Here is a 24122-nt window from a genome sequence, read left to right as displayed (position 1 = left end):
TCCTTAACCGCCATTTGATAGACCACGAAAACCACTCCCGGTTTTCGTGGTTTTTTCGTTGTTTTCATACAACATGCATAAGCATGTCGTAACACTCTAAAGTCATTCACGTTTCCGACAAAACGACTGTTGCCACAGCTCGATATCGGTGCATAAATTACCGTTATAACTGGCATGCCGGATCGATAGAATCAGACACTCTCCTCCCAACTAGGTGCTGACCGACCAATGATCAATAAACTCGTTACCAACGATCTTCCTCGTCCCGCCCCGCGTAGCTCGGAACCAGAAGTTCTCGCCTCCGAAATTATCGAGCGACTGACCTACCGCATTGGTAAGGACGTGAAGGTTGCCAAGCCGCATGACTGGCTGACGGCCACCATTCTGGTCATCAGAGACCGCGTCATCGACAAGTGGATGGAATCCACGCGCAAGGCGTACCAGAACGACAGCAAGCGCGTCTATTATCTGTCGCTGGAGTTCCTGATCGGCCGCCTGATGCGCGATGCCATCTCCAATCTTGGCCTGATGGGCGAGATCAAGGATGCTCTGACCTCGCTGGGTGTCGAGTTCGACGTGATCGCCGGTCTGGAGCCGGACGCAGCGCTGGGCAATGGTGGCCTTGGCCGCCTCGCCGCCTGTTTCATGGAATCCATGGCAACCGTCGATATCCCGGCCTATGGCTACGGCATTCGTTACGTCCACGGCCTTTTCCGCCAGCAGATGGCCGAAGGCTGGCAGGTGGAACTGCCCGAGACATGGCTTGCCCACGGCAACCCATGGGAATTCGAGCGTCGTGAGAGCTCCTACGAAATCGGTTTCGGCGGTTCGGTCGAAACCGTTGGTGGATATGAAGACCCGGAGCGTTTCGTCTGGAAACCGGCCGAGCGCATGATCGCCACCGCCTTCGACACACCCGTTGTCGGCTGGCGCGGTACCCGCGTCAACACATTGCGCCTGTGGTCGGCACAGCCGATCGACCCGATCCTGCTCGACGCCTTCAACGCCGGCGACCACATCGGCGCACTGCGCGAAAGCAACAAGGCCGAAGCGCTGACCCGCGTTCTCTACCCCGCCGACGCCAATCCGGCGGGCCAGGAACTGCGCCTTCGCCAGGAATATTTCTTCTCGTCCGCTTCGCTTCAGGACATTCTGCGCCGTCACTTGCAGCAATATCCAGATTTCACCAACCTTGCGGACAAGGTTTCGATCCAGCTCAACGACACGCATCCGGCCATTTCCATTGCCGAAATGATGCGCCTGCTGGGCGACGTGCACGGCCTGACCTTCGAGGAATCCTGGCACATCACACGCCATACCTTCTCCTACACCAACCACACGCTTCTGCCCGAAGCGCTGGAAAGCTGGCCGGTACCGCTGCTGGAGCGCCTGCTGCCGCGCCACATGCAGATCATCTATGCGATCAACGCCCAGACGCTTCTCTTTGCCCGCAAGGAAAAGAAGATGCTCGACCAGCAGGTGCGCTCCATCTCGCTGATCGAAGAAGGCGGCGAGCGCCGGGTGCGCATGGGCAATCTCGCCTTCATCGGTTCGCATTCCATCAATGGCGTGTCGGCACTTCACACCGAGCTGATGAAGGAAACGGTGTTTTCCGACCTTCACACGCTCTATCCTGACCGCATCAACAACAAGACCAACGGCATTACCCCGCGCCGTTGGCTGATGCAGTGCAATCCCGGCCTGACAGACCTCATCCGCGAATCCATCGGCGATGAATTTCTCGATGACGCGGAAAAACTGGTGGCCCTCGATCGCTTCGCCGAAGACGCGGGCTTCCGCGAGAAATTCGCCGAAATCAAGCGTCAGAACAAGGTGCGTCTTGCCAATCTGGTCGCTCAGCGCATGGGCATCCGCGTCGATCCGTCTGCCATGTTCGACATCCAGATCAAGCGCATCCATGAATACAAGCGCCAGCTCTTGAACCTCGTCGAAGCCGTTGCTCTTTATGATCAAATCCGTTCGCGCCCGGAACTGGATTGGGTGCCACGCGTTAAGTTCTTTGCTGGCAAAGCAGCGCCGAGTTATCACAATGCAAAGCTCATCATAAAGCTCGCCAATGATATCGCGCGCGTCATCAACAACGATCCGGCAGTGCGCGGGCTTCTGAAAGTGGTTTTCATTCCCAATTACAACGTGTCGCTGGCAGAAATCATGGTTCCGGCAGCCGATTTGTCGGAGCAGATTTCAACGGCTGGTATGGAAGCATCCGGCACCGGCAACATGAAATTCGGCCTGAACGGCGCGCTGACCATCGGCACGCTGGATGGTGCGAATGTCGAAATGCTGGAACATGTCGGTGCAGACAACATCGTCATCTTCGGCAAAACCGCCGCCGAAGTGGCACAGGCGCGTGCCGAAGGGCACAATCCACGTGCCATCATCGAGAACTCTGCCGAGTTGTCACAAGCCGTTTCGTCCATCGCATCGGGCGTGTTTTCGCCCGACGACCGCTCGCGTTTCGCCGAGTTGATGGACGGTATCTACAACACCGACTGGTTCATGGTCGCCGCAGATTTCGACGCCTACGCGCAAGCACAGCGTGACGTCGATGCCATCTGGAGCGAACCGGCAAGCTGGTACGAAAAAACCGTACGCAATACGGCGCGCATGGGCTGGTTCTCGTCCGACAGGACGATCCGGCAATATGCGTCCGAAATCTGGAGAGCCTGATGAAGAAACCGCTCAATTCTGCCGAAGAGAAAAAGACTGGCACCATCGCTAAGGCTGAGATCGAGGCAATCAAGAGCGGTTTGCATTCCAACCCCTTTGCCGTCCTGGGCGTCCACCAGACGCCGGACGGCTTTGTGGCCCGGTGCTTCATTCCCGGTGCGGAAGAAGTCACCGTCATGACATTGGACGGCAACGTTGCGGGCGAACTGGCCCGCACCGATGCCGACGGCTTCTTCGAAGGCCCCATCACCCTGTCCAAACGCCAGCCGATCCGCTACCGCGCCCTGCGCGACGATGCGGAATGGGCCGTGACCGACCCCTACAGCTTCGGTCCGGTTCTCGGCCCGATGGACGATTACCTCGTGCGTGAAGGCTCGCACCTGCGCCTGTTCGATAAGATGGGCGCGCATCCGCTAAAGCTCGAAGGCGTCGAAGGCTTTCACTTCGCCGTCTGGGCACCCAATGCCCGGCGTGTGTCGGTCGTGGGTGATTTCAACAATTGGGATGGCCGCCGTCACGTCATGCGCTTCCGTAAGGATACGGGCATCTGGGAAATCTTTGCGCCGGATGTTTACGCCGGTTGCAGCTACAAATTCGAAATTATCGGTCCGCATGGCGAATTGCTGCCGCTGAAAGCCGACCCCTATGCCCGCCGCGCCGAACTGCGTCCCAAGAACGCCTCCGTCACCACGCCTGAACTGGTTCAGGAATGGAGCGATGACGCGCACCGCAAACACTGGGCCAGCATCGACCAGCGCCGCCAGCCGATCAGCATCTACGAAGTTCACGCCTCCTCGTGGCAGCACGGCGAAAACGGCGAGTTCCTGACATGGGATGAACTGGCCGCACGGCTCATCCCTTACTGCGCCGACATGGGCTTTACCCATATCGAATTCATGCCCATTTCCGAACATCCCTATGATCCATCCTGGGGATATCAGACCACTGGTCTCTACGCGCCAACCGCCCGTTTTGGAGAGCCGGAAGGCTTTGCCCGCTTCGTCAACGGTGCCCATAAGGTCGGCATCGGCGTTCTCCTGGATTGGGTTCCCGCCCACTTTCCGACCGACGAACACGGCCTGAAATGGTTCGATGGCACAGCACTTTATGAGCATGCCGATCCACGTCAGGGTTTTCACCCCGACTGGAACACCGCGATCTACAATTTCGGTCGCGTCGAGGTCATGTCCTACCTCATCAACAACGCGCTCTATTGGGCCGAGAAATTCCATCTCGATGGCCTGCGCGTCGATGCCGTCGCCTCCATGCTGTATCTCGATTATTCCCGCAAGGAAGGCGAGTGGGTTCCCAACGAATATGGCGGGCGCGAGAACCTGGAATCCGTGCGTTTCCTTCAGCAGATGAACACGCTGATTTACGGCAACCACCCCGGCGTCATGACCATTGCCGAGGAATCCACCTCATGGCCGAAGGTCTCGCAGCCGGTTCATGAAGGCGGTCTCGGTTTCGGCTTCAAATGGAACATGGGCTTCATGCACGATACGCTGAGCTATTTCCAGCGCGAGCCGGTGCACCGCAAATTTCACCACCAGGAACTCAGCTTCGGCCTGCTCTATGCCTTCAGCGAAAACTTCGTCCTGCCCATTTCCCATGACGAAGTGGTGCACGGCAAGGGCTCGATGATTGCCAAGATGCCGGGCGATGACTGGCAGAAATTCGCCAACCTGCGCGCTTACTATGCCTTCATGTGGGGTTATCCAGGCAAGAAGCTGCTGTTCATGGGCCAGGAATTCGCACAGTGGAGCGAGTGGAGCGAGAAGTCCTCGCTCGACTGGAACCTGCTGCAATATCATATGCATGAGGGTATGCGCCGCCTCGTGCGCGATCTCAACTTCATGTACCGCTCGAAAGCCGCGCTGCATGCGCGTGACTGTGAACCGGAAGGCTTCCAGTGGCTTTCTGCCGACGACCATGAAAACTCCGTTTTTGCATGGCTTCGCTTGGCACCGGGTGAAAAGCCGGTGGCGGTCATCAGCAATCTGACGCCTGTCTACCGCGAGAATTTCTACGTGCCGCTACCCACTGCCGGTCGCTGGCGCGAAGTTCTCAACACCGATGCCGAGATTTATGGCGGCACCGGCAAGGGCAATGGCGGGCGCGTACAGGCGGTGGATGCGGGCGGGCAGATCGGTGCAACCCTGACCCTGCCACCGCTGGCCGTCATCATGCTGGAGCTGGAAAGCTGACGGCATGGGAACTGAATATCTGGCACCGTGTTCGGGAACTGCGGTGTCTGTCGTCAAGATAATCTACGGAATTTTATGGGAGGACTGCTATGAGTGAGAAAAGAATTCAGCCACTGGCACGCGATGCGATGGCCTATGTTCTGGCCGGTGGACGTGGCAGCCGCCTGAAAGAACTGACCGACAGACGCGCAAAACCCGCCGTCTATTTCGGCGGCAAGGCGCGCATCATCGATTTCGCGCTGTCCAACGCGCTGAACTCCGGCATTCGCCGCATCGGCGTCGCCACGCAGTATAAGGCCCACTCACTCATCCGCCACCTTCAGCGCGGCTGGGACTTTTTCCGCCCGGAACGCAATGAAAGCTTCGATATTCTGCCCGCCTCCCAGCGCGTGTCCGAAACGCAATGGTATGAAGGCACCGCCGATGCGGTCTATCAGAACATCGACATTATCGAGTCCCACGGCCCGGAATATATGGTCATTCTGGCGGGCGACCACATCTACAAGATGGACTATGAATACATGCTGCAACAGCATGTGGATTCCGGCGCGGATGTGACCATCGGCTGCCTGGAAGTGCCGCGCATGGAAGCCGTCGGTTTCGGCGTTATGCATGTCAACGAAAAGGATGAAATCATCGATTTCATCGAAAAGCCCGCCGATCCACCGGGCATTCCCGGCAATCCGGATTTCGCCCTGGCGTCTATGGGCATCTACGTGTTCCACACGAAATTCCTGATGGAATGCCTGCGCCGTGATGCTGCCGACCCGAATTCCAGCCGCGATTTCGGTAAGGACATCATTCCTCATATCGTGCAGCATGGTAAGGCCGTGGCCCACCGTTTTGCCTCGTCATGCGTGCGCTCCGATTTCGAAAACGGCCCATACTGGCGCGATGTTGGCACCATCGATGCCTATTGGCAGGCCAATATCGACCTCACCGACATCGTTCCCGACCTCGACATCTACGACAAGTCCTGGCCAATCTGGACCTATGCGGAAATTCTGCCGCCTGCCAAATTCGTGCATGACGATGAAAACCGCCGTGGCTCGGCCACTTCCTCTGTGGTCGCGGGTGACTGCATCATCTCCGGCTCGTCGCTCAATCGTAGCCTGCTGTTCACAGGCGTCAGGGCAAATTCATACTCACGCCTTGAGAATGCCGTAGTGCTGCCGAGTGTGAAAATCGGACGCCACGCCCAGCTCAGCAATGTCGTGATCGACCACGGCGTCGTCATTCCGGAAGGGCTTGTTGTTGGAGAAGACCATGACCTGGATGCAAAACGTTTCCGCCGCACGGACAGCGGCATCTGCCTGATAACCCAATCGATGATCGACAAGCTGGATTTGTAGGCCTCATGAAAGTTCTTTCGGTTGCATCCGAAGTCTATCCCCTCATCAAAACCGGGGGGCTCGCCGATGTCGCCGGCGCGCTTCCCATCGCCCTTAAAGCCTGCGGGGTCACCACCCGCACGCTGATCCCCGGTTACCCCGCCGTCAAAGCAGCGGTCGAAGGTGCGGTGAAGATAGCCGAACTGCCAGATCTCTTAGGCGAACATGCCGATATTCTCGAGGCGCATCACGAAGGGCTGGACCTGCTCATTCTGGATGCCCCCGCTTATTACGACCGCCCGGCCGGCCCCTATCTCGATTCCACCGGCAAGGACTTTGCCGACAACTGGAAGCGCTTCGCCGCTCTGTCGCTGGCCGCAGCCGAAATTGCTGCAGGCAAGCTGGAAGGCTGGCAACCGGATCTGATGCACGCCCATGACTGGCAGGCCGCCATGGCCCCGGTCTATATGCGCTATGCCGAAACGCCGGAAATCCCCAGCATTCTGACCATCCACAACATCGCCTTTCAAGGCCAGTTCGGCGCGAACATCTTTAGCGAATTGCGCCTGCCCGCGCATGCCTTCAACACCGAAAGCATCGAATATTATAACGATATCAGCTTCCTGAAGGGCGGCATCCAGACATCGACTGTCATCAGCACGGTCAGCCCGTCTTACGCCGAAGAAATATTGACGCCGGAATTCGGCATGGGTCTCGATGGCGTTATCAGAAGCCGCGCCCATGTCATGCACGGCATTGTCAACGGCATCGACGCCGATGTCTGGAACCCCGCGACCGACCACCTCATCCACGACAATTATTCTGCGGCCAATCTCAAGCTGCGCACCCTCAACAAGGCGCGGGTGGCCAGCCACTACCGTATCGATCAGGATAGCGGCCCTCTCTTTTGCGTCATATCGCGCCTGACATGGCAAAAGGGCATCGATCTCGTGGCCGAAGTCGTGGACGATATCGTCGCCGCAGGCGGCAGGCTTGTCGTGCTGGGTGCGGGCGAAATCGGGCTGGAAGGCGCGCTTCTGGCCGCGGCCTCACGCCATCCGGGCCGGGTGGGCGTTGCCATTGGTTATAACGAGCCACTGTCCCACCTCATGCAGGCGGGCTGCAATGCCATCATCGTTCCCTCCCGTTTCGAGCCCTGCGGCCTGACGCAACTTTACGCCCTGCGCTACGGCTGCATTCCCGTCGTTGCGCGCAATGGCGGCCTTAATGATACCGTCATCGATGCCAACCACGCTGCCATCGCCGCGAAGGTGGCGACGGGTGTGCAATTTTCTTCGATTACGGCGGAAGGTTTGCGCCAGGCTATCAGGCGCACAGTGCGCTATTATCACGACCAGAAACTGTGGACGCAGATGCAGAAGCAGGGCATGAAATCGGACGTTTCCTGGGAAAAAAGTGCTGGCCTTTACGCCGCACTGTACGCCCGACTTATTTCGAAAGGCCAATAAATGACGATCAACACGATCAAGACCAAGCCATTTCAGGACCAAAAGCCGGGTACATCCGGTCTACGCAAGAAGGTGCCGGTCTTTGCGCAGGAAAACTATGCGGAGAACTTCATCCAGTCGATTTTCGACAGCCTGGAAGGCTTTGCCGGACAGACGCTGGTCATCGGCGGCGACGGTCGTTATTACAACCGCGACGTCATTCAAAAAACCATCAAGATGGCGGCAGCATCCGGTTTCGGCAAGGTTCTGGTCGGCCAAGGCGGCATTCTGTCCACGCCTGCGGCATCCCATATCATTCGCAAATACAAGGCCTTCGGCGGTATCGTTCTGTCGGCCAGCCACAATCCCGGCGGCCCCAACGAAGACTTCGGCATCAAATACAATATCGGCAATGGCGGCCCGGCACCGGAAAAGATCACCGACGCCATCTTTGATCGCACCAAGTCGATCGATACCTACCGCATCTCCGACGCCGCTGATGTCGACCTCGACACGATCGGAACGGCTGATGTTGACGGCATGACAGTCGAAGTAATCGATCCGGTCTCCGATTATGCCGCGTTGATGGAAGAGCTTTTTGATTTCGCCGCCATCCGAAACCTCATCGCCGGTGGCTTCAAGGTCGTTGTCGACAGCATGAGCGCCGTCACCGGCCCCTATGCCGTTGAAATCATCGAAAAGCGCCTCGGCGCGCCCGCCGGTTCCGTGTGGAATTCCGTTCCGCTGCCAGATTTCGGCGGCCACCACCCGGACCCGAACCTCGTCCATGCCAAGGACATGTATGACGCTGTCATGAGCGCTGACGGTCCCGATTTCGGTGCCGCATCCGATGGCGATGGCGACCGCAACATGGTGGTCGGCAAGGGCATGTTCGTGACCCCGTCCGACAGCCTCGCCATCATCGCCGCCAATGCGAAGCTTGCCCCCGGCTACGCGTCCGGCATCTCCGGCATCGCCCGCTCCATGCCCACAAGTGCAGCCGCTGACCGCGTCGCCGAAAAGCTCGGCATCGGCATGTATGAAACGCCGACCGGCTGGAAGTTCTTCGGCAACCTGCTGGACGCTGGCAAGGTCACCGTCTGCGGCGAAGAAAGCTTCGGCACCGGCTCCAACCACGTGCGTGAAAAAGATGGTCTCTGGGCCGTACTGTTCTGGCTGAACATCGTCGCCGCCCGCAAGGAAAGCGTCAAGGACATCGTCACCCAGCACTGGGCCGAATATGGCCGCAACTACTATTCGCGCCACGACTACGAAGAAGTCGATAGTGACGCCGCCAACACGCTGGTCTCCATCCTGCGCGAAAAACTGGCCACCCTGCCCGGCACCAGCTACGGCGCGCTGAAGGTGAAGGCCGCCGACGATTTCGCCTATAACGACCCGGTCGACCAGTCCGTCAGCAAGAACCAGGGCATCCGCATCCTCTTCGAAGGCGGCTCCCGCATCGTCATCCGCCTGTCGGGCACCGGCACATCAGGCGCAACGCTTCGGCTGTATGTCGAGCGTTATGAGGCAGATGCGTCTCGCCATAATATTGAAACGCAGGAAGCGCTGGCGGATTTGATTTCGGCAGCGGACGCGATTGCAGGCATTAAGAAGCATACGGGGCGCGATGCTCCGACGGTTATTACGTGATGGTTCGCTAGGGCAGCGGTTGGGGCTTACCCCCCTCTGCCCTGCCGGGCATCTCCCCCACAGGTGGGGAGATTAGCTGGGCGCGCGCTCATCACCAATTCGCAACGCTGAAGATGGGTGAGAGTTCTCAACGAGTCGATCTCCCTCCTTGTGGGGGAGATGCCCGGCAGGGCAGAGGGGGGTAAGCCCCACCCACACACCTCAAAACACGAACGGAACCCCCATGCCCAGCCCCACCGTTCCCCTGCTCGGCGCCATCCCCACGGCAAACGGCACGGCATTCTCCGTCTATTCCCGCCACGCCTCGCAGATCGACCTCTGCCTCTTCGACCCCACCGGCACCACCCAAACCGCCCGCATACCGATGAAGCGCGATGAAAACGACATCCACCGCCTCACCACAAATGCCCCAATCGGCACCCGCTACGGCTTCCGCGCAGACGGCGTCTACGCCCCAGACCACGGGCTGTGGTTTGACCCATCGAAACTCCTGCTCGATCCCTACGCCACGGAAATCGACCGGCCTTTCGTACACGATCCGGCACTGTTCATCTTCGGCACCGACACCTCGCAGGTGATGCCAAAATCCATCGTCTCGCAACACCAGCCCGCAAAACGCCAGCCACCCCTCTTCGCACCGGGCGGCCTGATCTACGAAGTCGCCGTCAAGCCCTTCACCATGCTGCACCCTGATGTGCCCGATACCATCAAGGGAACGGTCGCGGCCCTTGCCCACCCCGCCATCATCGCGCACCTCAAGCACATCGGCGTCGATGCCATCGAACTGATGCCGATCACCGCCTGGATCGATGAGCGGCATTTGCCCCCGCTCGGCCTCACCAATGGCTGGGGCTACAACCCAGTCGGTTTCATGACGCTGGACCCGCGCCTTTGCCCCGGCGGCATCACGGAACTGCGTGAGACGGTCGCCGCCCTGCACGAAGCAGGCATCGGCGTTATCCTCGATCTCGTCTTCAACCACACCGGCGAGAGCGACCGTTTCGGCTCGACACTATCGCTGCGCGGGCTGGATAACCTCACCTATTACCGCCATATGCCGAATGATCCCGGCACGCTGGTCAACGATACCGGCACCGGGAATACCGTCGCCTGCGACCACCCGCAGGTCCGGCAATTGGTGCTGGATACACTCCGGCACTTCGTGGCACATGCCGGCATAGACGGCTTCCGCTTCGATCTCGCCCCCGTCCTCGGCCGCACGGCAGACGGTTTTGATAGCGCCAGCGAAACCCTGGCCGCCATGAAAGCCGACCCATTGTTGTACGATCGTGTGTTGATTGCAGAGCCCTGGGATATCGGCCCCGGCGGCTATCAGCTCGGCAATTTCCCTGACAATTTCCTCGAATGGAATGACCGCGCTCGTGATGATCTACGCCGTTACTGGCGTGGTGATGACGCCACGACCGGCGCGCTCGCTGATGCGCTCGCCGGCTCCTCGCCCATTTTCTCCCGCCACGACAGAACCGAAACCCGCAGCGTCAATTTCCTCGCGGCACATGATGGTTTCACCCTGTTCGATCTCGTGTCGCACGCCCACAAACACAACGAGGCCAATGGCGAAGACAACCGCGATGGCCACAATGAGAACCATTCCTGGAACAATGGCGTCGAGGGGCCGACCACCGATCCGGCAATCCATGCAGCCCGTATCAACGACGTCAAGTCGATGCTGTCGACGCTGTTTGCCACGCGCGGCACCATCATGCTGACGGCAGGTGATGAGGGCGGGCGCAGCCAGCAGGGCAACAACAATGCCTATTGTCAGGATAACGAGATCACCTGGGTCGATTGGGCAGCGCTTTCGCCGGACCTGATCGAACACACGGCCTTTCTGTCCAATCTGCGCCAGCGCTTCAGCGCTTTCAGCGACATGAATTTCTTTTCGCCCCATACCGATGACATCTCTTGGCTGTCGCCATTGGGAGAGCCGATGACCCCAACCGACTGGGAAAAGCCGGAAGGCACCCCGCTCGCGGTACTGATCAAAACCCATGACAGCCGAACCGACGAACCGGCCCGGCTTGCCATTCTGTTCAACCGAACCCACGCGGTCGTGCCGTTTTCACTTCCCGGCGAAGGCTGGCAGGCCATCGGCACGGATTTCGGCAATCCCGCCCACCTGCCTGCCCGCTCAGTTGTCTTCTATCTGGGGCCTTGAATGCTGCATTGCAAAAAGGCCATTGTTCTTTAGGCCCGCCCCTGTAGAGTTTGGCACGTCAAAGCGTTCAAACGTCCTGTCTTCGCGAGGAACCATGCCCAAAGAAATTTCTCTGGCTGACGTTAAAGACCTAGTCGGCTCCGAAGTCGGCGTATCGGACTGGATCACCGTCGATCAAGCGATGATCGACGCCTTCGCCAAGGCCACTCTCGACGACCAGTTCATCCACACAGATCCCGAACGCGCCAGGGATGAAAGCCCCTTCGGCGGCACCATCGCCCATGGTTTTCTGACGCTGTCCTTGCTGTCAGCCATGAACTACAGCGCCCTGCCCAAAATCCGTGAGCAAACCATGGGCATCAATTACGGCTTCGACAAACTCCACTTCGTCGCCCCCGTCAAAAGCGGCACCCGCATCCGCGGCCACTTCACGCTCACCGAAGCCCGCTTCCGCGGCGGTGCCATGCTGATGAACACCTATGACGTGACAGTGGAAATCGAAGACGAAAAGAAACCAGCTTTGACAGCGCGGTGGACCACCATCAGCCAGTTTAACCCGGAGGATCGGCCGGACGATGTTTGACGCGCGCAGCATCATGTGGCGTTAGCCCTCACGGTCCCGCTAGCGAACATCCATTGCGCACAACGTTTTCTTCCCAACGAGCCGGAACCTGTCCCCGCTATACGCGTTGAAGGCTACACGCCTTGAGGGGGACAATTCAATGGCACAAAATATCACGCAGCCGGACGATTCCGCAGAACCGAAAACTGAGCTCAAACGCGTCATCGGGCCGGGGCTGCTGCTTCTGTTTATCGTGGGAGATATCCTCGGCACCGGCATCTACGCGCTGACCGGGCAGGTAGCGGCGGAAGTCGGAGGGGTGGTCTGGCTGCCATTCCTCATTGCCTTCGGCGTCGCGCTTCTGACCGCTTGCTCCTATCTGGAACTTGTCACGAAATACCCAAAAGCTGCTGGTGCCGCGCTCTACACGCACAAAGCCTTCGGTGTGCATTTCATCACCTTCCTCGTCGCCTTCACCGTCATGTCGTCGGGCGTCACATCCGCCTCCACGGCGTCACGCGCCTTTGCCGCTAACTTCACCACCGTCACCGGGTTTGATTTCGGCGCTTTCGGCGTCACCGGCGTCGCCATTGCCTTCATCGTCGCCATTGCGCTCATCAATTTCCGGGGTGTGGGCGAAAGCGTGAAGATGAATGTCGTGCTGACCGTCGTGGAGCTAACCGGCCTGCTGATCATCATCGGCATCGGCTTCTGGGCCATCGGTAATGGACAAGGCGATGTTTCCCGCGTCTGGACCTTCGAGCCTGCCGGCGAACACGGCGTCATCTGGTCCGTTGTCGCGGCCACGACGCTTGCCTTCTTCGCCATGGTCGGCTTCGAGGATTCGGTCAATATGGCCGAGGAGTGCAAACAGCCAGCCCGCATCTTCCCGAAAGTGCTGCTCGGCGGCCTCGCCATCACGGGCGTCATCTATATTCTCGTCGCCATTTCCGCCATCACGCTGGTTCCGGCAGCTGATCTCGGAGAAGGCGAAACGCCGTTGCTGAAAGTGGTTGCCGCAGGCGCACCAAACTTCCCCATCGGTATTTTCGGCATCATCACCATGTTCGCAGTCGCCAATTCCGCCCTCATCAACATGATGATGGCCAGCCGCCTGATCTACGGCATGAGCCGCGAAGGTGTACTGCCACCCGCACTCGGCAAGGTCCACAAAGCCCGCCAGACCCCCTACATCGCCATCGTCTTCACATCTTTGATCGCCATCGGCCTCATCGCCTTTGCAGGCGGCGTACCGGCGCTGGGCGGCACCACGGCGCTGCTGCTACTCGGCGTCTTCACCATCGTCAACGTCGCCGTACTGGTGCTGCGCAAGGACAAGGTGGAGCACAAACATTTCCGCACCCCGACAATCCTGCCCATCATTGGCGCCGTCAGTTGCTTCTTCCTCGTCGGCCCATGGACAGGGCGCGATATGGTGCAATATTCGATTGCCGGTGTGCTGCTGTTTATTGGCGTGTTGCTGTGGCTTGCGACGGTCGGCTATATGAAGATGCAGCAGAAGGCGGCGTGATCCACCTCTTCTTCGCGCCAATCACTCCCGCTCCGTCACCCGCAATTGATGCGGGGTCCAGCAGCCGCGCGTTAGTGCGGCGAGAGACGCTTTTGTTGTAGAATCACGCCGCCTTGGCGACATGATACTCCTTGATCGCAGCCATCTTGATGCCTGGATACCGTTCCGCCTCATAGCGCAGTGAAAACGCATCCTGCGCCAGAAACACCGGGTCGCCATCCAGATCGCGGGCAATATCGCCGCGCTTGACGGTGAGAAACTTCTCCATATCCGCCGCCTGCTCCGCTGAAATCCAGCGGCAGATCGAGAACCGCGACATTTCGAACGAAACCGGCAGGCCGTATTCGCCCATCAGCCGTTCCTTCAACACATCAAGCTGCAACGCGCCGACAACACCAACAATGGCAGGTGAGCCGTCTTCCGGCGAAAACAGCTGCACGACGCCCTCTTCGGCCATCTGGTGCAGGGCTTCCTTCAGCTTCTTGGCCTTCATCGCATCTTCTAGCCGCACGCGGCGCAGAATTTCCGGCGAGAAGTTCGGCACGCCCTGAAACACCAGGTTTTCACCCTCGGTCAGCGTGTCGCCAATGCGCAACGTGCCGTGGTTGGGAATGCCCACCACATCGCCCGCAAAGGCCGTATCGGCAATGTGGCGCTGCGAGGCGAAAAAGAATTGCGGTGCCGTCAGGCCCATCTGCTTGCCGGTGCGCGCCAGCCGCGCCTTCATGCCACGCTCCAGCTTGCCGGAGCAGATGCGCGCAAAGGCAATACGGTCGCGGTGGTTGGGGTCCATATTGGCCTGAATCTTGAAGACGAAAGCCGTCATCTTGTCTTCATCGGCATGCACGGTGCGCGTATCGGCCACCTGGTTGCGCGGCGGCGGCGCAATGTCGCCGAGAGCGTTGATCAGATCGCGCACGCCGAAATTGCGCAAAGCCGAACCGAAGAACACCGGCGTCAGATGCCCCTCCAGAAATGCCGTGCGATCAAACGGGCGGCAGGCTTCCAGCGCCAGTTCGGTTTCCTCGATAAAGGCATCACGTTCGTTTTCCGGCAAGCGGCTTGCCACCGCCTGCGGCCCGTTCACCTGCGTCGCCTCGACTTCGTTGTCCGACCCACGCACCCGGTTGCTGGCCAGATGGTAGGAGCCGCAGAAGCTCTTGGAACGACCAATCGGCCAGGTGATCGGGGCCGTGTCCAGCGCCAGCTTCTCCTCGACCTCATCGAGAATCTCGAAAATATCGCGGCTTTCGCGGTCCATCTTGTTGACGAAGGTGATGATCGGAATGTCGCGCATGCGGCACACTTCGAACAGTTTTAGCGTCCGTGGCTCGATGCCCTTGGCGGCATCGATGACCATGATGGCCGCATCCACCGCCGTCAGCGTGCGGTAGGTATCGTCAGCAAAGTCTTCGTGGCCCGGCGTATCGAGAATATTGAAGACCTTGTCGTCATATTCGAACGTCATCACCGAGGTCACGACCGAGATGCCGCGCTCGCGCTCGATTTTCATCCAGTCGGAGCGCGTCTGGATACGATCCTTCTTCGCCTTCACCTCACCGGCCAGCTGAATGGCACCGCCGAACAGCAGCAGCTTTTCGGTCAGCGTCGTCTTACCGGCGTCCGGGTGCGCGATGATAGCGAAGGTGCGGCGGCGGGAAACCGCCTCTGCGAGTGTTTCGGGCATCAAACAAATCCTGTGGAATTGCCGGGTATCTAGCGTTTCGGGGCCGCTTTTGCAATTGACCTTGGCACCCACACGGCAAACTAATGCCGCATGACCCTAAAAAACGAAAATTGCCCCGCTCTTAATCTCCTCCGTCTGGCGCATGCGGACGGCATAGAACTGCCATCTTACGAAACATCAGGTGCCGCCGGCATGGATTTGCGCGCCGCCGTTCCATCAGATGAACCCCTGGTCCTGAAGCCGGGCGCGCGCGCGCTCGTCCCCACCGGCTTCATCTTCGAAGTCCCGCAGGGTTTTGAGGCGCAAATCCGCCCGCGCTCCGGCCTTGCCATCAAGAACGGCATCACCTGCCTCAATACGCCGGGAACGGTTGATAGCGATTATCGCGGCGAAGTCAAAGTCATCCTCGCCAATCTGGGCCAAGAGGATTTCGCGGTTGAACGCGGCATGCGCATCGCCCAGATGGTCATCGCACCCGTCACCCAGGTGGCCGTCTTTGAGGTCACCGAGACGTCAGATACCGCTCGCGGGACCGGCGGCTTCGGCTCCACCGGCGTCTGACGCCTCACAACCGCGCACAATTTTCTGTGCGGTACAAGTGAAATTGTTCACTTCCTGTTCTTGTTTTCCGGTTTGCGTTATGCAAGGTTGCATGGGCGGACACTTACACGCTTGATTGCGCGTTTTCTAAAGTCCGCCTGTTGGGGGCTTACATGGTTGCGCGCGTGAATACGGTGGCATTTCAGGGCATAGAGGGTGTGCCCGTCGAAGTTCAGGTCATGGTCGCACCCGGAAAGGTGGGCATGCAGATCGTCGGCCTGCCGGACAAGGCCGTGGCCGAAAGCCGGGAGCGGGTGCAGGCGGCCCTCCACGCCTCCGGCCTTGCACTTCCCGCCAAGAAGGTCACCGTCAATCTTGCCCCCGCCGATCTTCCCAAGGAAGGCAGCCATTTCGATCTTCCCATCGCGCTTGGGCTGATGGCTGCGTTGGGCGCTATCCCCGCTGATGCACTGGGTGCCTATGTCGTTCTGGGCGAACTTAACTTGGATGGCACCATCGGTGCCGTCTCTGGCGCGCTTCCCGCTGCCATCGGCGCAAATGCTCAGGGCAAAGGCCTCATCTGCCCGGCAGATAGCGGGGGAGAAGCCGCATGGGCCGGAGCCGATTTCGATATTCTCGCACCCCGCAGCCTCATTGCTCTCGTCAATCATTTTCGCGGCACGCAACGCCTGTCACGCCCCGTTCCGGCCATTCGTGCCCATCCCGCCAACCTGCCTGACTTGGCCGATATCAAGGGGCAGGAAAGCGCCAAGCGCGCGCTGGAAGTGGCCGCCGCCGGAGGCCACAATCTGCTGATGGTTGGCCCGCCCGGTTCGGGAAAATCCATGCTGGCCTCGCGCCTACCTTCCATTCTGCCGCCACTGTCGGCTGCGGAGTTGCTGGAAGTCTCCATGGTCCACTCCATCGCGGGCCAACTCTCCGGCGGCAAGTTGTCGGATCGCCGCCCGTTCCGCACCCCACACCATTCCGCCACCATGGCAGCTCTCGTCGGCGGCGGCTTGCGCGCCAGACCCGGCGAGGCCTCGCTTGCCCATCTTGGTGTGCTCTTCCTCGATGAATTCCCGGAATTTTCGCCACAGTCTTTAGATGCGCTGCGCCAGCCGCTGGAAACCGGCGAATGCATCATTGCCCGTGCCAACCATCGCGTCAGCTATCCCGCAGAAATCCAGCTGGTTGCCGCCATGAACCCGTGTAAATGCGGCATGGCCGGTGAACCCGGCTTCACCTGCGCCCGTGGTCCGCGTTGCGTCACCGATTATCAGCAGCGCATTTCCGGCCCACTGATGGACCGTATCGATATCCGTATCGAAGTCCCCGCCGTCTCCGCCGCAGACCTCATTCGCCCCATGGCCGCCGAAGCCAGCGCCGATGTCGCCAGACGTGTGGCACGCGCCCGTGATCTACAGCAGGATCGTTTCTCCGCCGCCGGTTTCAACGGCATCCGCACCAACGCCCGTTGCTCCACGGCGCTGATCGAAAAATTCGGTGAACCCGATGCCCCAGGCCTGCAACTGCTGCGCGACGCTGCCGAAAAACTAAAATTCTCCGCCCGAGGCTACCACCGCATCCTCAAAGTCGCCCGCACTCTGGCCGACCTCGATGACAAGGCAACGGTCACCCGCATCCACTTGGCAGAGGCGATTTCCTATCGGATAGCAGGGGAGCGACTGACGGCGGCGGCGTAAACATACCGCTAGCGCGCCTTTGAGGGGATGGGACGACCCTATCCCAAGGCGGAGCGCACGACGGATGCTTGAGGGTGCGACGCGCCACCTCTCCTTTGACTGGCTCAGGATGATGTATGAGGTTGGATCAGCTGGATTCCGGCTCAAGGCCGGAATGACGAGAGAGGAGAATGTCACCTATTGTCTGCGCACAAAAGATTGCAGCTGTTACCGAGGGCAGTTGCAGTTGCAATCCCCAGCAACAATGATACATCGGAATTCCGGCTCCCATTTCAAAAGGAAATCATATGCCGGACTTTTCCACACTCATGCTTTTTTCCGCCGCAGCACTCGTTCTGACCGCGACGCCCGGCCCCGATATGTTGTTGATTGCCTCTCGCAGTGTCAGCCAAGGCCGACGCGCCGGTTTTCTCACCTATGCCGGAATAGCTGTCGGCACGTATTGCCACGCGATCGCCGCAGCGCTTGGCCTTTCCCAGCTGTTTCTGACTGTTCCCATTGCCTATGAGGTCGTGCGCTGGGCGGGCTGCGCCTATCTGCTGTATCTGGCGTACAAGACCCTTCGCTCCCGAAGCTCCGCCTTCGCGCCATCGGCAGGTCTCAAAAAACTCTCAGCCAAACGGATTTTTAGCGAGGGTCTGGTGACCAACATCCTCAACCCGAAAATGGCACTGTTCGTGCTGGCTCTTTTCCCGCAATTTATCGATCCGAACGGAAGTTCGATGCTCATCCAGACGGTAGTGCTCGCCAGCATTCTGAACGGCATTGGTTTTCTGGTGAATGGTGCGGTCATTCTCTTGGGTACCGGCATCCGTAACCGCTTGTCAGCAGTCAGCCGCTTTCCCAAGCTACCGCAATATCTACTGGCAACCGTATTTGCCGGTTTGGCATGCCGCCTGGCGCTCGGCACCAGAAACTGAAGAGGTACGTCAGGCAGTGCGTAGGCTCTGCCTGATCATCCTCAAGCATCCCGCGAACCCTCTTCCAGCAATCCGAACACATAATCCGCAAAAGACCGCCAGCACTCCACCCGGAACGTGTCTTCCGCCACGCGCAAAAGCACGACTTCCGCCTTGCCGAAAATCGTACGCGTGCATGCTCCAACCGGAAACACAGCCAGCGACAAATCCTGCGGGCAGCCCGTGTTTAGCGTGGCTTCCGCGCCCGTGCCGGAAACGGTAATGGCTGTGTTGCGGTGGGAGACGTCGGTAGCGGAGTGGGGGGCGGAAACGGCGGCGCAGGCGTCCATCAGGTTGCTTTCGCCCTGGTCGATGACCAGCCATTCGTCTGGCCCGAGCCAAAGCGCGGCGCGCAAGGCCGAAGTTGTCGAGGTTTTCGGGCTCTGCGGCAGGCTGATATCAAGCGCCTGCGAAAGCTCCGTCACCGCATCCGCCTTGGCGCGCAGCGACAGCCGGTAAGCGGGCGCTGCCATCTTGATGGAGACGTTGGCGGAGCCGGCGCGTGCGCCTTCCAGAACCAAAGTGCGGTTTGCCAGATCAGCCATTGATGCGGCCTCCTTCCTTGTCGAAGAACACCATGTCCGTCACCTCAACCGCAATCGTCTTGTCGGCCAGCGGAATATAAAGCGTTTCGCCCATGCGCGCCCGGCCACCAGCCACCAGACCGAAGGCGATAGAGCGACCGAGATTTTCCGACCAGTAGGCGGAGGTCACATGCCCCAGCATGGTCATCGGCTTTGGCTGGTTCGGATCGGCCACGATCTGCCCACCCTCTTCCGGCACGTCATGTGGATTTTTTGGCAGCAGGCCCACAAGTTGCTTGCGGCCCTCACGCTTGAGGTCCGGGCGCTGCAAGCCGCGAATACCGACGAAATCGGTCTTCTTCTTGGACACCGCCCAGCCAAGACCCGCATCATCAGGCGTGACCGTGCCATCCGTATCTTGCCCTACGATGATGTAGCCCTTTTCGGCGCGCAGAATATGCATGGTTTCGGTGCCATAGAGGCAACCGCCCAAGGCCTCGGCGCGCTCGGCAATCGTCTTCCAAACCGCCGGGCCGAAATCCGAGGGAACGTTGATTTCGAAACCGAGTTCGCCGGTGAAGGACACACGGAAGAGCCGTGTCGGCACGCCGCAAATCGTGCCCTCGGCAATCGCCATATGCGGGAACGCTTCGGGCAAAAGGTCGATGCCTTCTACCAGCGGCGCAATCACCTCACGCGCCTTCGGCCCCTGCACCGCAATCACCGCCCATTGTTCGGTAGCGGATGTCAGCCACACATTGAGGTCCGGGAATTCCGTCTGGAGATAGTCTTCCATATGGTGCAGCACGCGCGGCGCACCGCCGGTCGTGGTCGTCACATGGAAACGGTCTTCCGCCAGACGCCCCACCACGCCGTCATCATAAACGAAGCCGTCTTCGCGGGTCATGATGCCATAGCGGCAGCGACCGGGCTTCAGCGTGTCCCAGGCATTGGTGTAGAGCAGGTTGAGGAACTTGGCGGCATCCGGCCCCACAACCTCGATTTTGCCGAGCGTGGAGGCATCGAAAACGCCCACCGTTTCGCGCACCGTCTTGCACTCGCGGTTCACCGCTTGGTGCATGTCTTCACCGGCGCGCGGATAGAACCACGCGCGCTTCCAGTTGCCCACGTCTTCGAAGGCAGCACCGGCAGCCTCTTCCAGCGCATGCATCGGCGTCTTGCGGGCGGGGTCGAACAGCTTGCCACGGGAATGGCCCACCAGCGTGCCGAAAGTAACAGGCGTATAGGGCGCACGGAATGTCGTCAGCCCCACCTTGGGCAAATCACGCCCCAGCGCTTCGGAGGCGATGGCCAGACCATGCATGTTGGACATCTTGCCCTGATCCGACGCCATGCCATTGGTGGTGAAGCGCTTGATATGCTCGATGGAATGCATGCCCTCGCGCACCGCAAGGCGGATATCCTTGGCGCAGACATCGTGCTGGAAATCGATGAAGGCTTTGACGTTGTCGCCTTCGCCAGCCCCTTCCGCCGCACCAATCATGCCGCCGGTCCACACATGCGAGTTGCTGGCAGAGAGCTCCACCGTGCCACCACCCGCAGATGCTGCCTCAGCAATCAGGGCGCCCAGATCATCCGTGCCGTTGCAGGCACCGATGGAGACGCACTCCTGCACATGCACGTCGGGCAGAAAACGCTGGTTTTCAGCGTCGTATGTCAGCTTGCCGCGCGATTGCGAGAAGAGATGCACAGATGGCGTCCAGCCGGCCGAAACCACCAGCGCATCGACCTTGATCTTGCGCTTCGATGAACCGCCATTGCGACCCACCGTAATGGAGGACACCCGCAGACGCCCCGCCGTATTATACACGCTATGGCCCGCCAGTACCTCAATGCCCAGCGCCCGCGCCTCGTCCAGAAGCTTGGCATCCGGGTTGGCGCGGCAATCGATAATGGCAGCAATCGCCACCCCTGCCCGCTTCAGATCGAAGGCGGTTTCATAGGCAGAATCATGCGCGGTATAGACCCCCACATTGTGGCCAACCGTCACGCCATACTGGTTGAGATAGGTGCGCGCCGCAGATGCCAGCATGATGCCAGGGCGGTCATTATTGGCAAACACCATGTGTCGCTCGATAGCGCCGGTCGCCAGCACCACCTTCTTCGAGCGAACCTGCCACAGCCGTTCGCGTGGCTCATGTCCCGGTGTCGCCAGATGGTCGGTCACGCGCTCGGCAAGGCCAATGAAATTGTGGTTGTAATAACCGAACACGGTGGTGCGCGTCAGCACCTGCACATTCGGCATGGCCTTCAACTCGGCAAACGTCTTTTGCGCCCAGTCATAGCCGTTGAGACCATCGATGGTCGAGCCGGTATCAAAGCGAAGCGCACCGCCAACCTCCGGGTTCTCATCCGCCAGAATAACCTTCGCACCCGTCTTCGCCGCCGCCAGCGCTGCAGTCAGACCGGCCACGCCACCGCCTGCTACCAGCACGTCGCAATGGGCGTAGCGGCTGGCATAATGGTCGCTGTCGCCTTCCTTGGGCGCATTGCCCAGACCCGCCGCGCGGCGGATAATCGGCTCGTAAAGCTTGTCCCACGCGGCCTTCGGCCACATGAAGGTCTTGTAGTAGAAGCCAGCCACAAACATCGGCGAGAAGAAGTCGTTGATCGCGCCGACATCGAAAGACAGCGATGGAAAGCGGTTCTGCGAGGACACGATCGCCCCGTCGAACACTTCCTGCACCGTTGCCCGCACGTTGGGCTGTTTGCGGCTGCTGTCTCTGGAAACATCGATCAGCGCATTCGGCTCTTCCGGCCCGGCGGAGAGAAAACCGCGTGGACGGTGATATTTGAACGAACGGCCAATCAGATGCACGCCATCGGCCAGCAGCGCAGAGGCAACCGTGTCGCCTTGCAAAGCCGTGTGGATCTTGCCATCGAAGGTAAAACGCGCCGTGCGGGCGGGCGTCAGGCGGCCAGCGCCCTTGATGCGATAGGCGCCGCTCATCGGGCTGCTCCTTCATGTCCGGCGGCAACCGTCGCCTCATCCGGCTTCGGCTCTCCTGCCTTGTAGGTCAGGTAAATCTTGTCGCTCACGGAATGGCGCGCCGCGTTGAAGAACCGCCCGCAGCCGTGAATGTGCCGCCAGCGCTCGAACACCATGCCCTTGTCATTGTCGCGCATGAAGAAATATTCGGCAAATTCCTCATCGGAAATTCCGACAATGTTTTCGGGCCGCGCAATATGCGCCTCGCCCGCCCAGCGGAATTCCAGCTCGGAACGCTCTTCTTCACAATAGGGACAACGGATCAGCAGCATGTTCTTGCCTCAAAGAGAGCTTTCCGGAACGATGGTTCCGGCGGGTTGGTCACACAGGCGTTTCCCCATGGTGATGTAGGGGTAGAGCCTGCCCATCAGTTCATCGACAGTCGTGAAGTCGCGGAAAACCTTCGTTTTTCCGAGATTTATGACAGCCATCATCATCGGGTTGGTGTTGAGAATAACAGGCTCTTGCTGCCCGCCACCCTCGGTCGTGCCGACGAAATAAACTGCTTTGTCACCGACGACAGGTGCGCACAGCAGCACGCCCTCGGTTGCAGCAAAAGGCCAGTTGGCCTCCCCTTGCGCCTTGCGGATCGTCTGCATGCGGAAATCTTTCTCTTCCAACACAAGCTTGTTGGCCTGCGCAGGCGAGGCTGCAAAAGCAGCAGCAAGAATTGCCGCAGCCGCCCTCAATGCGCCACCGCCGCCGCCGCCGCCTCATCGATCAGCCGTCCGGAACGGAACCGATCCAGATTAAGGCCTTCCGCCAATTTATGCGGCTCGCCGCGCGCGATCAGATGCGCAAACAGATGCGCAGATCCCGGCGTCGCCTTGAACCCGCCCGTGCCCCAGCCGCAGTTGAGGAACAGGTTCGGCACCGGCGTCACGCTCTGGATGGCCGAGCGATCCGGCGTGTTATCGGTAATGCCACCCCATTGGCGCATCATCTTCACGCGGCGGAAAATCGGGAACAGCTCGCAGATCGCATCCAGCGTGTGGGTGACGATCTGCAAACCGCCGGTCTGGGAATAGGAATTATACTGGTCCGTCCCCGCGCCAATCACCAGCTCACCCTTGTCGGATTGCGAGATATAGGCATGCACCGTGTTGGACATGACCACGCAGGGGAAAATCGGTTTCAGCGGTTCAGACACCAGCGCCTGCAACGGGTTGGATGCCAGCGGCACCCGCACATCCGCCATCTTCATGACAACGGAGGAATGCCCCGCCGCCGAAACGCCGATCTTCTTGGCACCGATAAAGCCGCGATTGGTCTCCACACCCGTCACCGCGCCGTCCGGCCCGCGGCGGATAGCCGTCACTTCGCAGTTCTGAATGACATGCACACCGCGATCCGACGCCGCGCGCGCATAACCCCAGTTCACGGCATCATGTCGCGCCGTGCCGCCACGCCGTTGCAAGGCCGCACCATTGATGGCGTAACGCGCATTGGCGGAAATATCGAGCGGCGGACAGTAGGCTTTCGCCTGTTCCGGTGTCAGCCATTCATTGTCGATGCCATAGAGACGGTTGGCATTGATATGGCGCTTGAAACTCTGCTGGTCGTGCACATTGTGCGACAGCATCATCACGCCGCGCGCCGAATACATGACGTTATAATTGAGATCCTGGCTCAGGCCTTCCCACAGCTTCAGGGAATGCTCGTAAATATCCATGCTCTCTTCATAGAGATAGTTGGAGCGGATGATGGTGGTGTTGCGTCCGCTGTTTCCTCCGCCGATCCAGCCTTTTTCCAGCACGGCGACATTGGTGATGCCATGTTCCTTGGCCAGATAATAAGCTGCACCCAACCCATGCCCGCCACCGCCAATGATGATGACGTCGTATTCCTTGCGCGGTTCGGGAGAGGCCCATTGTGCATCCCAGCCTTTGTGTCCGCGCAGAGCCTCGCGAGCCACGGCGAAAACCGAATATTTGCGCATGCGCGAACCACTCCTTGAAAACCGGCTGGATTATTCCGGCACCATCATACACATGGCAAATCAATATCAACTGCAATGTCCATTTTGCGACGCGCCGACATGATTGTTTTGACATATGATAGAAGAATGCTCTCTAGGCTGGTTTTTAAGGCCTC

17 protein-coding genes are annotated in these 24122 nt (G+C 59.5%); 11 read left to right on the top strand and 6 right to left on the bottom strand.

The window, feature by feature from the left end; all coding sequences use genetic code 11:
- Window positions 1-228 precede the first annotated feature (228 nt).
- From CPJ18_RS03715 to CPJ18_RS03675, 8 genes are all read left to right on the top strand, one after another.
- Window positions 229-2691 (top strand): glycogen/starch/alpha-glucan phosphorylase, encoded by a 2463-nt coding sequence (locus CPJ18_RS03715; protein WP_103586603.1) that lies wholly within the window; start codon window positions 229-231, stop codon window positions 2689-2691.
- On the top strand, window positions 2691-4898 hold the full coding sequence (gene glgB, locus CPJ18_RS03710; protein WP_077120371.1) for a 1,4-alpha-glucan branching protein GlgB: 2208 nt from the start codon (window positions 2691-2693) through the stop codon (window positions 4896-4898). The genes CPJ18_RS03715 and glgB overlap by 1 nt, the downstream gene beginning before the upstream one ends.
- A gap of 89 nt (window positions 4899-4987) precedes the next feature.
- A complete protein-coding gene (gene glgC / locus CPJ18_RS03705; RefSeq protein WP_067650931.1) occupies window positions 4988-6250 on the top strand; it encodes a glucose-1-phosphate adenylyltransferase in 1263 nt (420 codons plus the stop codon).
- Window positions 6251-6255: 5 nt separating this feature from the next.
- Window positions 6256-7698 (top strand): glycogen synthase GlgA, encoded by a 1443-nt coding sequence (gene glgA / locus CPJ18_RS03700; protein ID WP_103657099.1) that lies wholly within the window; start codon window positions 6256-6258, stop codon window positions 7696-7698.
- On the top strand, window positions 7699-9330 hold the full coding sequence (locus CPJ18_RS03695) for an alpha-D-glucose phosphate-specific phosphoglucomutase (RefSeq protein ID WP_103657098.1): 1632 nt from the start codon (window positions 7699-7701) through the stop codon (window positions 9328-9330).
- 223 nt (window positions 9331-9553) lie between these two features.
- Window positions 9554-11509, top strand: coding sequence for a glycogen debranching protein GlgX (gene glgX / locus CPJ18_RS03685; RefSeq protein ID WP_103657097.1), 1956 nt, complete (start codon window positions 9554-9556; stop codon window positions 11507-11509).
- A gap of 94 nt (window positions 11510-11603) precedes the next feature.
- A complete protein-coding gene (locus tag CPJ18_RS03680; RefSeq protein ID WP_103657096.1) occupies window positions 11604-12092 on the top strand; it encodes a MaoC family dehydratase in 489 nt (162 codons plus the stop codon).
- A 139-nt stretch (window positions 12093-12231) separates the two neighbouring features.
- Window positions 12232-13602, top strand: coding sequence for an APC family permease (locus CPJ18_RS03675; protein WP_103657095.1), 1371 nt, complete (start codon window positions 12232-12234; stop codon window positions 13600-13602).
- A 103-nt stretch (window positions 13603-13705) separates the two neighbouring features.
- On the opposite strand, the gene CPJ18_RS03670 is transcribed toward CPJ18_RS03675, so the two are convergent.
- Window positions 13706-15289: a peptide chain release factor 3 gene (locus tag CPJ18_RS03670; RefSeq protein ID WP_103657094.1), complete on the bottom strand. Its 1584-nt coding sequence runs from the start codon at window positions 15287-15289 to the stop codon at window positions 13706-13708.
- Window positions 15290-15379: 90 nt separating this feature from the next.
- On the opposite strand from CPJ18_RS03670, the gene dut reads away from it, so the two are divergent.
- From dut to CPJ18_RS03655, 3 genes are all read left to right on the top strand, one after another.
- Entirely contained in the window at window positions 15380-15850 is a 471-nt protein-coding gene (gene dut, locus CPJ18_RS03665) for a dUTP diphosphatase (RefSeq protein WP_103657093.1), read from the top strand.
- 152 nt (window positions 15851-16002) lie between these two features.
- Window positions 16003-17535 (top strand): YifB family Mg chelatase-like AAA ATPase, encoded by a 1533-nt coding sequence (locus tag CPJ18_RS03660; RefSeq protein ID WP_103657092.1) that lies wholly within the window; start codon window positions 16003-16005, stop codon window positions 17533-17535.
- A gap of 287 nt (window positions 17536-17822) precedes the next feature.
- Window positions 17823-18455: a LysE family translocator gene (locus tag CPJ18_RS03655; protein ID WP_103657091.1), complete on the top strand. Its 633-nt coding sequence runs from the start codon at window positions 17823-17825 to the stop codon at window positions 18453-18455.
- A 41-nt stretch (window positions 18456-18496) separates the two neighbouring features.
- Here the strand turns inward: CPJ18_RS03655 and CPJ18_RS03650 are convergent, their stop codons facing one another.
- From CPJ18_RS03650 to CPJ18_RS03630, 5 genes are read right to left on the bottom strand one after another with little or no spacing between them, the layout of a single operon-like run.
- Window positions 18497-19039: a sarcosine oxidase subunit gamma gene (locus CPJ18_RS03650; protein ID WP_103657090.1), complete on the bottom strand. Its 543-nt coding sequence runs from the start codon at window positions 19037-19039 to the stop codon at window positions 18497-18499.
- The gene (locus tag CPJ18_RS03645; RefSeq protein WP_103657089.1) at window positions 19032-21989 is read right to left on the bottom strand and encodes a sarcosine oxidase subunit alpha; all 2958 of its coding nucleotides are present in this window, start codon (window positions 21987-21989) and stop codon (window positions 19032-19034) included. Before CPJ18_RS03645 ends, CPJ18_RS03650 begins: the two co-directional genes overlap by 8 nt.
- Window positions 21986-22300: a sarcosine oxidase subunit delta gene (locus CPJ18_RS03640; protein WP_103657088.1), complete on the bottom strand. Its 315-nt coding sequence runs from the start codon at window positions 22298-22300 to the stop codon at window positions 21986-21988. Before CPJ18_RS03640 ends, CPJ18_RS03645 begins: the two co-directional genes overlap by 4 nt.
- A 9-nt stretch (window positions 22301-22309) precedes the next feature.
- A complete protein-coding gene (locus tag CPJ18_RS03635) occupies window positions 22310-22717 on the bottom strand; it encodes a hypothetical protein (RefSeq protein WP_194287479.1) in 408 nt (135 codons plus the stop codon).
- Window positions 22714-23967 carry a sarcosine oxidase subunit beta family protein gene (locus CPJ18_RS03630; RefSeq protein ID WP_103657087.1) on the bottom strand — a complete coding sequence of 418 codons (1254 nt, stop codon included), beginning with the start codon at window positions 23965-23967 and terminating at the stop codon, window positions 22714-22716. The genes CPJ18_RS03635 and CPJ18_RS03630 overlap by 4 nt, the downstream gene beginning before the upstream one ends.
- Window positions 23968-24122 lie beyond the last annotated feature (155 nt).

This window comes from Agrobacterium rosae (assembly GCF_002915175.1).
Lineage (GTDB): Bacteria > Pseudomonadota > Alphaproteobacteria > Rhizobiales > Rhizobiaceae > Agrobacterium > Agrobacterium rosae.
This window is presented reverse-complemented; position numbering and strand designations above follow the sequence as displayed.